The sequence below is a fragment of the Actinocatenispora rupis genome, from assembly GCF_016861975.1.
GTDB classification, from domain to species: domain Bacteria; phylum Actinomycetota; class Actinomycetes; order Mycobacteriales; family Micromonosporaceae; genus Actinocatenispora; species Actinocatenispora rupis.
The window spans coordinates 174,169-187,606 of sequence record NZ_BOMB01000015.1; the positions used below are offsets into that span (position 1 = coordinate 174,169).

The window sequence follows — 13,438 nt, forward strand, 5'->3', positions numbered from 1 at the left end:
CTGAGGGGGAGAGCAGTGTCGGAGTACACGGATGTGGCGATCATCGGGGCCGGACCGCACGGGCTCGCCGCCGCCGCGCACCTGCGGCGGGCGGGCGTGGAGTGCACGGTGTACGGCAAGCCGATGTCGTTCTGGCGCGGCAGCATGCCGAAGGGCATGATGCTGCGGTCGAACTGGACGGCGACGTGCATCGCCGAGTACGAGGGGCCGCTGTCGCTCGACGGCTACTGCGCCGCGACCGGGCGGACGCTGACGACGCCGGTGCCGCTGGACACGTTCGTCGAGTACGGCACGTGGGTGCAGCAGCAGGTCGCGCCGGACGTGGACGAGCGGGTCGTCACCAAGGTGGAGCCGGCGTCGGTCGGGTTCCGGCTGACGTTCGCCGACGGTACGGCGATCCGCGCCCGTCGCGTCGTGGTGGCCACCGGCATCGCCGACTTCGTCCACCGCCCCGGGTACACGGAGGGCCTGCCGGCCGAACTGGCCTCGCACACCGCCGACCACCAGGACCTGGGCGTGTTCGGCGGCCGGTCGGTACTCGTCGTCGGCGGCGGGCAGAGCGCGCTGGAGTCCGCGGCGCTGCTGCACGAGGCGGGCGCCGAGGTGAGCGTCGCGGCGCGCTCCGACCACCTGAACTGGTTGCACGGCGGCAAGTACCACCGGATGCTCGGCCGGTTCGCCAAGCTGGTGTACGCGCCGACCGACGTCGGCCCGATGGGCATGTCCCGGATCGTGGCCGTACCGGACCTGTTCCGGCGCCTGCCGCGGCAGGTACAGGATCCGATGGCGGCGCGGTCGATCCGGCCGGCCGGCGCGGCGTGGCTGCGTCCGCGGCTCACCGACGTGTCGGTGGAGATCGACCGCCGGGTACGGTCGGCCACCCCGGACGGCGACCGGCTGCGCGTCGACTTCACCGACGGCGCCGCGCTCGTCGTGGACCACCTGCTGTGCGGCACCGGCTACCGGGTCGACGTGGCGCGCTACCCGTTCCTCGACGGTACGATCGTCCGCCGGATCCGCCGGGTGAACGGCTATCCGTTGCTGCGCCCGGGAATGGAGTCGACCGTGCCGGGGCTGCACTTCCTCGGCGCACCCGCGGCGCGCAGCTTCGGGCCGATCATGCGGTTCGTCGCCGGCGGCTGGTACGGTGCCCGGTCGCTCACCCGGGCCGTGGCGGACGGCGACCACCGCCGGCGTACCCCGGTGCCGCAGGGCGCGGTGTCATGACGGTCGGCGCACTCGTCGTCGGCGGCGACTACCAGGGTCTCGGGATCGCGCGCAGCCTCGGCCGCCGCGGCGTACCGGTGTGCGTGCTGGACGACGAGCGGTCCATCGCCGCCGCCTCCCGGTACGTCCGCCGGACGGTGCGGGTGCCGGAGCTGCGCGACGCGGACACCACCGTCACCGCGCTGGCCGACACCTGCGACCGGCTCGGCCTGCACGGCTGGGTGCTCTACCCGACGCGGGAGGAGACCGTCGCCGCGGTCTCCACCGCCCGGGACGAGCTGGCCGGCCGGTACCGGGTGCCCACGCCGGCCTGGTCGTCGGTACGGCACGCCTGGGACAAGCGCGCCACGTACCGGCTGGCGGAGAAGCTCGGCGTTCCCACCCCGCGCACCTGGTTCCCTTGTACCGCAGGCGATCTGGGCCAGGTGGACACGTCCGGTCCGGTCGTCGTCAAGCCCGCCGTCAAGGAGCACTTCGTCTACGCGACGGGCGCGAAGGCGTGGCGCGCCGACGGACCGGCCGAGCTGGCCGACCGGTACCGGCAGGCGTCCGCGATCGTGGCCGCGGAGGAGGTGCTGGTGCAGGAGATGGTGCCGGGCGGCGGCGACAGCCAGTTCGCGTACTGCGCGTTCTTCCGGGACGGCGAGGCGGTCGCGAGCATGACCGTACGCCGGCGCCGGCAGCACCCGTCCGACTTCGGCCGCGCCAGTACGTTCGTGGAGACGGTGGACGTGCCGGAGCTGGTCGAGCCGTCCGTGTCGTTCCTGCGCGCGATGGACTACTACGGCCTGGTGGAGCTGGAGTACAAGCGGGATCCGCGGGACGGCGCGTACAAGCTGCTCGACGTGAACGCGCGGACCTGGGGCTACCACACGCTCGGGCGCGCGGCCGGGGTGGACTTCCCGTGGCTGCTCTACCGGGACCAGCTCGGGTTGCCGGTGGAGCCGGCGCGGGCCCGGCCCGGCGTGCGCTGGATCCGTTGGGCCACCGACCTTCCGAACGCGGCGCGCGACCTGCGCCGCGGCGCGATCCGGGCCGGCGACTACCTGCGGTCGCTGCGCGGCGTGGACACCGAGGCGGTGTTCGCGCTCGCCGACCCGCTGCCCGCGCTGTACGAGATCCTGCTGCTGCCGTACCTCGCGATGAAGCGGAGCCTGTAGATGTTCGAGTCGTCGCACGCGTTCGGGTTCTTCGACTACTTCCGGGTACCGTACCGGGTGGTGTCGGGCGGCCCGCCCGCGTCTCTGTCCACTGTGGATGGTTCGTACCTGGGTCGGCTCTGGTGCGGCGAACGGGGCCTCCTCTGGCCCCGCGCGGGCGCGCCAGACTGCGTCACCGGCCGGTTCACGATGGCCGGGATGCCGGTGCCGGGCCGGGTGTGCACCACGCCGCCCGGCGCCGGTTGGCAGCGCGCCGAGGCGGTCACCGACGAGCGCGGCCGGCACGTCGCGTTCGTGTGGACCGACGGCGCGGGCAACACCTTCCTGCCGTACGACCCGGCCGAGGTGATGCGGTGCCTGTGGTCCGAGGCGTACACCCGGCTCGGCCGCGGCGCCGACCCGCGCGCGCTGATGCTCCGCGGGTACTACCTGGTCCGGCCGCTGCTGCCGCGGCAAGTGCAGCTCGGCCTGCGCCGGGCGTACGCGGGGCGGCAGGAGACGCCGCGGTTCCCCGCCTGGCCGGTCGAGCACGGCCTGCACGACCTGTACGACTGGCTGTTCGGGGTACTCACCGGGATCGCGGGCGCGCCCGTACCGTGGCTCGCGCCGTGGCCGCACGGCAAGTCGTGGAGCCTGGTCCTGACGCACGACGTCGAGACCGCCGCCGGTTTCCGCGACATCCCGCTGCTGCGCGATCCCGAGCGGGCCCTCGGGTACCGGTCGTCGTGGAACCTGGTCGGCGAGCGCTACCACGCCGATCCGGTCACCGTACGGCGGCTGCGCGACGAGGGTTGCGAGATCGGCGTGCACGGCCTGCGGCACGACGGCCGCGACCTCGGATCCCGCCGGCTGCTGGCCCGCCGGCTCCCCGCCATGCACCGGTACGCCGCGGAGTGGGGCGCCATCGGGTTCCGTTCGCCCGCGACGCAACGGTCCTGGGACATGATGCGGACGCTCGGCTTCGACTACGACAGCTCGTACACCGACACCGACCCGTACGAGCCGCGGCCCGGCGGGTGCTGCACGTACCTGCCGTTCCGGAACGGGGACCTGGTGGAGCTGCCGATCACCCTGCCGCAGGACCACACCCTGTTCGAGATCCTGCGCCAGCGGGACGGTTCGGTGTGGACGGGCAAGGCGCGGGCGATCCGGGACCGCGGCGGCATGGTCCTCGCCCTCACGCACCCCGACTACGCCTCCGGCACCCGCGCGGCGAGCGCGTACCGGGCCCTGCTCACCGAGTTCGCGGGGGATCCGACCGTGTGGCAGGCGCTGCCGCGGGAGGTCTCCGCCTGGTGGCGGCGCCGCGGCGAGTCCGTCCCGGTACCGGACGGCGACGGCTGGCGGATCGACGGCCCCGCCGCCGACGACGGCCGGATCCGTTACACCGCACCGACTCTCGTCGGGGAGGCGCCATGACCCGGCACGTCGCCGTCGTCGTCGAGAACGTCCCGCTCGGGGTGGACATCCGGCTGCGCAAGCAGGTCGTCGACCTGCTCGCCGCCGGGTACCGGGTGTCGGTCGTGTCGATGCGCGACGCGGACAACGCGCCGTACCGGCGGATGCCGGGGCTGACGCTGCTGGAGTACCCGCCGTCGCCGGAGGGCAGCGGCATGGCCGGCTACGTCCGGGAGTACGCGGCGGCGTTCGGGTGGGCGGCCGTGCACCTGGCGCGGCTGCGCGCCCGCGGCCGCATCGACGTCCTCCAGCTCTGCCAACCGCCCGACGTGTACTTCCCGCTCGCGCGGGTGCTGCGCTGGCTCGGCGCGCGCGTCGTGGTCGACCAGCGGGACCTGATGCCCGAGGTCTTCACCGCCCGGTACGAGCACCCGCGGCCCGCCGTACTCGCCGCGCTGCGTTTCCTGGAGCGCCGCAGCCAGCGCGTCGCGCACCGTACGGTCTGTGTCAACGAGTACCTGCGGGACCGGCTCGCCGCGGCGGGCGGCCGGCACGTCGACGTCGTACGCAACGGGCCGGTGCTCGCCCGGGTCGACCAGGCGAAGCGGGATCCCAAGCTGCGCAAGGGATTCCGGCACCTGGTGGTGTGGTCGGGGAAGATGGGCCGGCAGGACCGACTCGACCTGGCGATGCGGGTGGTCGCCGAGATCGTGCACGGGCAGGACCGTACGGACTGCGGGTTCGCGTTCCTCGGCGACGGCGAGTGCCTCGACGAGATGCGCGCGCTGGCCGTCGAACTCGGCGTGGAGAAGTACGTGTGGCTGCCGGGCTGGGTGAGTGAGGAGCAGGTCTTCGCGTACCTGGCGAGCGCGTCGCTCGGCCTGGACACGACGCTCCAGGCGGAGGTCACGCCGGTGAAGGCGTTGGAGTACCTGGCTTTCGGGCTGCCGCTGGTGTCGTTCGACCTGCCGGAGACGCGGCGGATCGCGGCCGGCGCCGGCGTCCTCGTACCGCCCGGTGAGGTGGAGACGCTCGCCAAGGAGATCGTCCGGCTGCTCGACGACCGCGGCGCGCGGCGTCGGCTCGGCACGGTCGGTCGCCGCCGGCTGCGCGACGAACTCGGCTGGGAACGGCAGTCCGCCGTCTACCTTGAGGCGATCCGACGTGCCTGACCGCCCGACCCGGCTGCTCCGGCAGCGCTACCATCCCGCCGTCGTCTGCGTGGCGATCGGCGCGGTGGTCGTCACCGCCGGCCTCGGCGCCCGGTACTCGGGCGTCGCGTCCGGCGGCCGCGACCCGTCCCTCGGCCTGTACCGGTGGCCGGCGGAGGCGTTGGTGGCGCTGGGAAGCCCGGTCGCGGTGGTGCTGGAAACCGTGGCACTGTTCGGTTTCCTGGTACGCCGCCGCTGGATCCGCGCCGCCGTCCTCGCCGCGCTCGCCCCGCCGGTCGCCACCGCGCTCACCGAGGTGGTCCTGAAACCGATCGTGGACCGTACGCGTGGTGGCAGCCTCGCGTACCCGAGCGGGCACACGACGGGCATCTTCGCGGTGGCGATGGTCGTGGTGGTGCTGATGGCCGCGTCCGTCTGGCTGTCCCCGACGGTACGAGCCGGCGTGGCCGCGGCGGCGATCGGCGTGGCGATGGCGGTGGCGGCCGCGTCGGTGGCGGTCGGCGACCACTTCGCGACGGACACCGTCGGCGGCGCCTGCGTGGCCATCGCGACCGTACTGGTGCTGGGGGTGATCGTGGATGCGGTGGCAGACCGGCGTGCCCGCGACCGCGGTGGTTGACGCCAGGGCGAACTACGGCCGATGGCCGAGGCGCCGCGACCGCGCCCGGCCGTACCGTGGACGTCACTCGTCGCGCCGGCGGCAGGCGCGCATCACCAGGCGCGGCAAGGGTTTTCGGGGCATGGTTCCACCGGGCGCGCCCGGCCCGCAGGGAGGAGGGCCCCATGTACGCGGTGGTCAGGGAGTGGCCCTTCCACGCGGCCCGGATGGCGGAGGCGCGGGACCGGGTCGCGGCGTACGACGCCCGGATGCGGGAACAACCCGGCTACCAGGGCTCGATCCTGATCGATCTGGGGCACGGGCACCGGGTGACGGTCACGCTGTGGCGCAGCGCGGCGCACGCCGCCGCGGCCCGCGCCGTCCTCGACCCGACCATCCACCGGCTGCTCGATCCGCTCCTGGTCGCACCGTCGCAGATCGTCGCGGTCGGCGAGGTCGTCGAGACCGACGTGGGCCCGGTGAAGTGACCGTCAGGGGTTCGGCGACTCGGGCGGGCGGCGGCCGATGCCCGACTCGTACCCCGGGGCGGCGGGGTTGTCGGCGGGCAGGATGCGGGTCGTCTCGTCCGTACCGGGGTCGGCGGTCGAGGCGCCCGGACGGCTGCCGGACAGCGGGAACTGCGGGCCACCGGCCACCGGGGGTGCGGTCTCGCCCCGGCCGACGGCGGACGGCCACCGCTGCCACCGTCGTACGCTGAACACGGCGACCAGCATCACCAGCCCGAGTACCGCGGCGAGCCCGCTTCGTGCGGGACGGGTCCAGATGTCGGCCTGGCCGAACACGGAGTGCGGCAGCCAGTTCAGGAAGCCGGGCCACAGCACGTACGCCAGCTGGAGCACCACGTACCCGATGCCGCCGATGAGCGGGCCGCTCGGCGAGATGCGGGTCGACGCGACGAGGCCGATCAGCAGGCCGCCGACGGCGAACAGCAGCAGCGGCAGCGAGTAGGTGCCCCAGTTGTGCCGCGAGATGCCGGTGACGGCGACGACGCCCAGTTTGGCCTGCGCCCAGCCGAGAACCGCCCAGGCGACGATCGCGACGACGATCCCGGCGATGAGACTCGTGAGGTGTCGCATGGTGACCTCCCTCGGAACATCTCCGACGGAATACCTCTGTCACTGACCGTACCGTGTTCGGCATGGACACGCTCGTTGGCAAACCCTCCTCGTACTCCCGGGTAACCCTCAGCCGGATCATGGCCACCACCGACGTCAACCTGTACGGCACGGTGCACGGTGGCGTGATCATGAAGTTCCTGGACGACGCGGCCGGCGCCGCCGCAGCCCGGCATTCCGGCGGGAACGCCGTCACCGCGGCGATCGACGAGATCGTCTTCGCCGCACCGGTACGCGTTGGCGACCTCGTGCACGCGCACGCCACGGTCAACTGGACCGGTTCGTCCTCCATGGAGGTCGGCGTCCGGGTCGTCGCGGAACGCTGGGACACCGCGGGCACCGACCCGGTCGAGGTGGCCACCGCGTACCTGGTGTTCGTGGGGGTGGACGTGGACAACCGGCCGCGCCGCATCCCTCCGGTACTCCCGGAGACGCCGGACGACGAGCGGCGCTGGCGGGAGGCCGACATCCGGCGGCGGCACCGGCTCGCCCGCCGCGACGCCATCGCCGAGTCCCGCTCCGCCTGACCGCCCGCCCGGACCCCGGGGTACGCCCGGCGGCGTGTCCCGGTGTCCGGGCCGTGTCAGTACGGTGTCAGTCGGGTCGGGGACGGTGGCCGCATCACCCGCCACACGAAGGAACCCCGATGAGTGAAACGGCATCCGTCCCGGTCGGCCTTCCGATGCAGCGCAACGCGGGCCCGTTCGACCCGCCGCGCGAGATCACCCGGTTGCGCGAGACGCGCCCGGTCAGTCCGATGATCTTCCCCGACGGCCACCAGGGCTGGCTCGTCACCGGGTACGAGGCGGCCCGGCAGATGCTGGCCGACACCCGGTTCAGTTCCCGGTTGGACATCGGCGTCGTCCGCGTGCCGTTCGAGACGCCGGGCATGCCGATCCCGACCGAACCGTCCCCGCAGATGCCGGGCGTGTTCATCGCCATGGACCCGCCGGACCACACCCGGCTGCGGCGCAAGCTCACCGGCGCGTTCACCGTACGGCGGATGAGGGCGCTGGAGGAGCAGATCGTCGCCATCACCGAGGCGCAGCTGGACGAGCTGGCGCGGCTGGCCCCGCCGGTGGACCTGGTGCAGGCGTTCGCGCTGCCGGTGCCGTCGCTGGTGATCTGCGAACTGCTCGGCGTCCCGTACGAGGACCGGGAGACGTTCCAGCGCAACGCGGCCCGGTTCATGGTGCGGGACCAGTCGCTGGAGGAGAAGACGGCCGCGATCGTCGCGCTGAACACGTACCTGGCGGGACTGGTGACGGGCAAGCGCGCCGAGCCGGGCGAGGACATCCTGTCCGACCTGGCCCGCGACGAGGACCTCAGCATCGAGGAACTGGTCGGCATGGCGTTCCTGCTGCTGCTCGCCGGGCACGAGACCACCGCCAACCAGCTCGCCCTCGGTACGTTCGCGCTGCTGGAGAACCCGGCGCAGGCGGCGGCGCTGCGGGCCGAACCGGAGCTGATGCAGGGTGCCGTCGAGGAACTGATGCGCTACCTGTCCGTCGCCGACATCTTCTACCGGTACGCGGCGGAGGACGTGGAACTGGGCGGCGAGACGATCGCCGCGGGGTCGACGGTGGTGGTGTCGCTGCTGGCCGCGAATCGCGACCCGGCGCGCTTCGAGCGTCCGGACGAGCTGGACGTGCGCCGCAAGGCGCGCGGGCACCTGTCGTTCGGGCACGGCGTGCACCAGTGCCTCGGCCAGCAGCTCGCCCGGATCGAGATGCGCGCCGGCTTCGACGGGCTGCTGCGCCGCTTCCCGACGCTCCAGCTCGCGGTACCGGCGGCCGAGGTGCCGCTGCGTACGGACATGAACATCTACGGCGTGCACGAGCTGCCGGTGACCTGGACGGCCTGATCCGGTACCCGGTGCCGCGGGTGGAAACCGCGGTGCCGGGTCGCCGCTCGCCCGGTACGGTGCCGGGCGTGCGCGTACTCGGGATCGACGTCGACGACGTACTTCTCGGGCGGTGGCGCGGGTGGCTGATGCCGGCGCGCCAGCCGTACCGGGTGCCGCCGGGGCTGGCGCGCGAGCTGGCCTGGCGGACCGGCCGGACCTGCTGACTCCCGAGCTGCGCGACACCTTCGAGCTGTACGACCTCGCGGGTTCGGCGCTGGTCTGGCTCAACCGGGCCGAATCGCGGTCCCTGCCGCCGGAGGTACGCCGGGTGCAGCCGGCCGCGCACCGGTGGCCGTTCCGGGATGACTCGGCCACGCTGCGCCGGATCGTCGGGTACGTGGAGTTCGGGCGGCGGCCGAGCCGGCACCGGGACGTACCGGCGGCGACGTGGCGCCGGGTGGCGGGTGCGCTGCCGGGTGCCGCGGCGCTGGCCGGCACGTTCCCGGACCGCAGCGGCCCGAACTGTTTCGGCACCGTACTCGGGGCGGCGGGGGTCGACGGGGCCGCCGGTACGTGGCTGCAACGGGAACCGTTCGAGGCGTGGCTGGCCGAGCGTACGGTGCCCGGCGGCCGGGACGACGACGCCGGCTGCGTCCTGGTCTGGCGCGGCCCGGACGGTCTCGTCCAGCACGCCGCGGTGACGCTCGGTGGCGGCTGGGCGCTGCACAAGCCGTCGCAGGGCTGGATGTCGCCTGTCAAGATCCTCCGGGTACCGGACGCGAAGCTCAGCGCCCGCGCCGCCGGCCGCCGACTGCACCGGTACCGGCTCCGCTGACCGGCCCGTGACCAGCGCGAACGGGGCGAAACGGCACACCGTGCCTGCGTGCCGTCGCCGGTGGGGTACCGGAAGTGACGCCCGGTCGGCCAAGATGGTGACCGGCCGGTAGTCGCTCAGGAGGGAGTCGATCGGATGGTGGCGGGTCAGGTGCTGTGGGAGCCGTCGGCGGACGCGCTCGACACCACGCGGGTCGGCGACTACCTGCGCTGGCTGCGCGAACACCGCGGGATCGACCTCCGCGACTACGCCGCCCTGTACGACTGGTCCGTCACCGACCTGGCCGGCTTCTGGTCCTCGATCTGGGCGTACTTCGAGGTCGGTGACGATCCGGGCCCGGCGCTGACCGACGAGCGGATGCCCGGCGCCCGCTGGTTCCCCGAGGCGTCGCTGAACTACGCGGAGCGGTTGCTGCGGCTGCCCGGCCTCGCCGACGACGACCCGGTCGTACTCGGCCGGTCGCAGTCCCGCGGGCCGGTGGACCTGACCGCCGCCGAACTGCGCGACCAGGTGGCCCGCGCCCGCGCCGGTCTGGTACGGCTCGGTGTCGGCCGCGGCGACCGGGTCGCGGCGTACCTGCCGAACATTCCCGAGGCGGTCGTGCTGCTGCTCGCCACCGCGAGCCTGGGTGCGGTGTTCTCCAGCTGCGCGCCCGAGTTCGGCACCCGCAGCGTCTCGGACCGCTGGCAGCAGATCGAGCCGACCGTGCTCGTCGCCGTCGACGGGTACGCCTACGGCAGCAAGGGCATCGACCGTACGGCCGAGGTCGCGGCGATCCGCGCGGCGCTGCCCAGCCTCCGGCACACCGTCGTACTGTCCTATTTGGACGGTGCCGCGCCGGTGCCGGACACGCTGTCCTGGCAGGAGTTCACCGCCGAGCCGGGGCCGCTGGAGTTCGAGCGGGTACCGTTCGACCATCCGCTGTACGTGCTCTACTCCTCCGGTACCACCGGGCTGCCGAAGCCGATCGTGCACGGGCACGGCGGGATCCTGCTGGAACACCTCAAGTCGCTGGCGCTGCACGTCGACCTCGGGCCCGGCGACCGGTTCTTCTGGTACTCCACCACCGGCTGGATGATGTGGAACTACCTCGTGTCCGGCCCCGCCGTCGGCGCCGCGATCGTCCTGTACGACGGGAATCCCGGCCACCCGTCCCTCGACGCGCTGTGGACGATGGCCGCCGAGACCGGCGTGACGTTCTTCGGCACGTCCGCGCCGTACCTGCTGGCGTGCCGCAAGGCCGGCGTCGAACCGCGCGACCTGCTCGGCCCGCATCGCCTGCGGGGACTGGGATCCACCGGCGCGCCGCTGCCCCCCGAAGGCTTCCACTGGGTGTACGACAAGGTCGGCCGCGACCTGCTGCTCACGTCGTTCTCCGGCGGCACCGACGTGTGCACCGGCTTCGTCGGCGGCTCACCGCTGCTCCCCGTGTACGAGGGGGAGATCTCCGGGCGCTGCCTCGGCTGCGCCGTCGAGTCGTACGACGCCGACGGCAAGCCGCAGCGCGACTCCCTCGGCGAGCTCGTCATCACCCGGCCCATGCCGTCGATGCCCGTCGGATTCTGGGGCGACACCGACGGATCCCGCTACCGCGACGCGTACTTCACCGTCTACCCCGGGGTGTGGCGGCACGGCGACTGGATCACCATCACCTCCCGCGGCACCTGCGTCATCACCGGGCGGTCCGACGCCACCCTCAACCGCGGCGGCGTACGCCTCGGCACCGCCGAGTTCTACTCCGTCGTCGAAGCCCTGCCCGAGATCGTCGACTCCGTCGTGGTACACCTCGAAGACGACGAGGGCGGCGCCGGCGAACTGCTCCTCTTCGTCGTCCTCGCCGACGGCCTCGACCTCACCGACCCGCTCCGCCGCGCCATCAACGTCGCCCTCCGCGACAACCTGTCCCCCCGGCACGTCCCCGACACCATCTACCAGGTACCCGCCGTGCCACGGACGCTGTCGTCCAAGAAGCTCGAAGTACCGGTGAAACGGATCCTCACCGGCGTGCCCGCCGAATCGGCCGCCGCCAAGGGGGCGCTCGCCAACCCGGAGTCGCTCGACGCGTTCGAACAGGTGGCTCGGGGGCGCTGATCTGGCTTGTGCCCGATCGGCTCCCTTGGTACTCCCTGGCTGGGTGCGGTGCGCTTCGCGCTGGGCATGCGCTTCGCGCTGGGCATGCGCTTCGCGTGGATGTGGCGCTGTGTAACGGTTGTGTTGTTTCTACCCCGGTGTTGGTTGCCCCGTGCCGGGGCTTGGGGGTGCGAGAGAGGACGCTGTCCTCTCTCGCGCTCTCTCCTGCCAAAGGGGGCGGAGCCCCCTTTGGAAACCCCCCGAAGTAGGCAGATGCGTTCGCGTTCGCCTCTCGTCACCGGCCCAAGTCCTTGTGCGTCAACCGGACTTGGCTTGTTTCACCGGGCTTGCTGTTCGCCCTGAAAAGTAGGCGCCTTCTTCGTTGCGCTGGTCGCCACCGTTTCTTGTGCTGCTCGTTGCTCCGCCCTCTCGCTACCCGGGTGTTGTTGGCGCCTTCGGCGCCCGCCGTACCGGGGAAGGTCTTGTATGGCTTGGTTTTTGAAGTAAAGGGTGGTGTGGGGGGAGGGGAGCGAGGCGAGTCCGATTCGTTCGCTCGCAAGCCGAGACGCGGCGCCGTGTGCGTCAGCACACAAGCCGCGGATCGGCGCCGCGAGGGGACGAATCGGTTCGCCGCAGCGTCGTTGAGGGCAAAGGGTCGGTGGGGCGAGCGGGCGAATCGGTTCGCCGCAGCGTCCATTCAAACAAGGGAGGGGAGGAGGGCGTCGACGGTGGTGGTGGCGTGGGTGCGGGCGGCGGCGGGGGTGAGGGGGTGTTGTGCGAACGAGGTGAGGAAGGCGTGGTGGAGGCAGGCGCCGAGGAGGAGGCCGGCGATGGCGTCGCAGTCGACGTGGTGGGCGACGCGGCCGAGTTTCTGTTCGGCGCGCAGGTAGCGGGCGAGGGCGGCGGAGGCTTTGTGTGGGCCGGCTTTGCGGGCGGTGAGGGCGTCGCGGTGGGCGGCGAGCAGGGTGGGTTCGGAGAAGACGGACGCGCTGATGGGGAAGCTTTCGTGGTAGAAGGCGAGGGCGCCGCGGGCGATGGCGATGAGGTTGTCCCGCAACGGATGTGCTTCGGGGTCGTGGGCGATGTCGGCGAGTACGGCGCTGAAGGACGGCACCCGTTCGGTGAGTACGGCGAGGAAGAGGTCGGTCTTGTCGCGGAAGTGCTTGTAGAGGGTGGCTTCGGAGTATCCGGCGGCGCGGGCGATCTCCTTGGTGGTGGTGCGGGCGAGGCCGCGGGTGTGCATGACCTCGGCGGCGGCGTCGAGGATCTGGTCGCGAGTGCCCAACGGAACTCCACTTGACGAGTGAGTGTTTACTAACCATGATAGGTGAGTGAGCACTTACTTACTAGGGAAGCGAGCAGGGGGCCACCATGCGGGTGACGGTTCTGGGGGCGACCGGGGGCGTCGGCACGTCCGTGGTCGGGCAGGCGCTCGACCGGGGGTACGAGGTGGTGGCGGTGGTGCGCGACCGCGCCCGGCTGTCCGTACCGGACCGCGACGGTCTGTCCGTGGTCACTGCCGACCCGCTGGACGCGCAGTCGATCGCGCCGGCGGTGAAGGACGCGGACGCGGTCGTCTCCGCGCTCGGTACCCGGACGAAGGGGCCGACGACGGTGTGCACCGACGGCGTACGCGCGATCGTCGCGACGGGGACGACGGCGCGGGTCGTGTCGGTCAGCGCCAGCGGCGCGTACGTGGACGAGGGTGACGGGATCGCCGCCCGGTACGTGGTGAAACCGTTGCTGCGGCGGCTGTTGCGGGAGGGGTTCACCGACACCCGGCGCGCCGACGACCTGCTGCGCGCCAGCGACACGGAATGGACGATCGTACGGCCGCCGAAGCTGACCGACGGTCCGACGCGCGGGACGTACCGGACGGCGGTGGACCGGAACGTGGGGATCCGGATCTCGCGCGGCGACGTGGCGCACGCGATCCTCGCCGCCCTGGCCGATCCGGCCACCGTACGACACGTGCTCGGCGTCGGGTACTGAGCCG

General features: G+C 72.6%; 13 protein-coding genes. 11 read left to right on the forward strand and 2 right to left on the reverse strand.

All coding sequences use genetic code 11. From position 1 onward, the window contains the following. The first annotated feature begins 15 nt into the window (after positions 1-15). From Aru02nite_RS13970 to Aru02nite_RS13995, 6 genes are all read left to right on the forward strand, one after another. The gene (locus Aru02nite_RS13970; RefSeq protein WP_203657915.1) at positions 16-1,227 is read left to right on the forward strand and encodes an FAD-dependent oxidoreductase; all 1,212 of its coding nucleotides are present in this window, start codon (positions 16-18) and stop codon (positions 1,225-1,227) included. Further along, positions 1,224-2,387: a carboxylate--amine ligase gene (locus tag Aru02nite_RS13975; RefSeq protein WP_203657916.1), complete on the forward strand. Its 1,164-nt coding sequence runs from the start codon at positions 1,224-1,226 to the stop codon at positions 2,385-2,387. Before Aru02nite_RS13970 ends, Aru02nite_RS13975 begins: the two co-directional genes overlap by 4 nt. After that, entirely contained in the window at positions 2,388-3,806 is a 1,419-nt protein-coding gene (locus Aru02nite_RS13980) for a polysaccharide deacetylase family protein (RefSeq protein WP_203657917.1), read from the forward strand. Then, positions 3,803-4,957, forward strand: coding sequence for a glycosyltransferase (locus Aru02nite_RS13985; RefSeq protein WP_203657918.1), 1,155 nt, complete (start codon positions 3,803-3,805; stop codon positions 4,955-4,957). Before Aru02nite_RS13980 ends, Aru02nite_RS13985 begins: the two co-directional genes overlap by 4 nt. Beyond that, positions 4,950-5,576, forward strand: coding sequence for a phosphatase PAP2 family protein (locus Aru02nite_RS13990; protein ID WP_203657919.1), 627 nt, complete (start codon positions 4,950-4,952; stop codon positions 5,574-5,576). Before Aru02nite_RS13985 ends, Aru02nite_RS13990 begins: the two co-directional genes overlap by 8 nt. A gap of 164 nt (positions 5,577-5,740) precedes the next feature. Further along, complete coding sequence (locus Aru02nite_RS13995) at positions 5,741-6,043, forward strand: hypothetical protein (RefSeq protein WP_203657920.1); 303 nt, start codon at positions 5,741-5,743, stop codon at positions 6,041-6,043. Positions 6,044-6,046: 3 nt separating this feature from the next. Here the strand turns inward: Aru02nite_RS13995 and Aru02nite_RS14000 are convergent, their stop codons facing one another. Continuing rightward, positions 6,047-6,652: a hypothetical protein gene (locus tag Aru02nite_RS14000; protein WP_203657921.1), complete on the reverse strand. Its 606-nt coding sequence runs from the start codon at positions 6,650-6,652 to the stop codon at positions 6,047-6,049. A gap of 62 nt (positions 6,653-6,714) precedes the next feature. Here Aru02nite_RS14000 and Aru02nite_RS14005 point away from each other — a divergent pair, with 62 nt between their 5' ends. The 4 genes from Aru02nite_RS14005 to Aru02nite_RS14020 all read left to right on the forward strand — a co-directional run bounded on the left by Aru02nite_RS14005 (position 6,715) and on the right by Aru02nite_RS14020 (position 11,463). After that, positions 6,715-7,218, forward strand: a complete 504-nt coding sequence (locus Aru02nite_RS14005; RefSeq protein WP_203657922.1) for an acyl-CoA thioesterase — start codon at positions 6,715-6,717, stop codon at positions 7,216-7,218. Between the two features lie 119 nt (positions 7,219-7,337). Beyond that, the gene (locus Aru02nite_RS14010) at positions 7,338-8,555 is read left to right on the forward strand and encodes a cytochrome P450 (protein ID WP_203657923.1); all 1,218 of its coding nucleotides are present in this window, start codon (positions 7,338-7,340) and stop codon (positions 8,553-8,555) included. A gap of 121 nt (positions 8,556-8,676) precedes the next feature. Further along, positions 8,677-9,372: a hypothetical protein gene (locus tag Aru02nite_RS14015; protein ID WP_203657924.1), complete on the forward strand. Its 696-nt coding sequence runs from the start codon at positions 8,677-8,679 to the stop codon at positions 9,370-9,372. Between the two features lie 135 nt (positions 9,373-9,507). Continuing rightward, complete coding sequence (locus Aru02nite_RS14020; protein WP_203657925.1) at positions 9,508-11,463, forward strand: acetoacetate--CoA ligase; 1,956 nt, start codon at positions 9,508-9,510, stop codon at positions 11,461-11,463. Between the two features lie 676 nt (positions 11,464-12,139). Here the strand turns inward: Aru02nite_RS14020 and Aru02nite_RS14025 are convergent. Then, positions 12,140-12,727, reverse strand: a complete 588-nt coding sequence (locus Aru02nite_RS14025) for a TetR/AcrR family transcriptional regulator (protein WP_203657926.1) — start codon at positions 12,725-12,727, stop codon at positions 12,140-12,142. An 86-nt stretch (positions 12,728-12,813) separates the two neighbouring features. Here Aru02nite_RS14025 and Aru02nite_RS14030 point away from each other — a divergent pair, with 86 nt between their 5' ends. Next, positions 12,814-13,434 (forward strand): NAD(P)-dependent oxidoreductase, encoded by a 621-nt coding sequence (locus Aru02nite_RS14030; protein ID WP_203657927.1) that lies wholly within the window; start codon positions 12,814-12,816, stop codon positions 13,432-13,434. Positions 13,435-13,438: the final 4 nt, after the last annotated feature.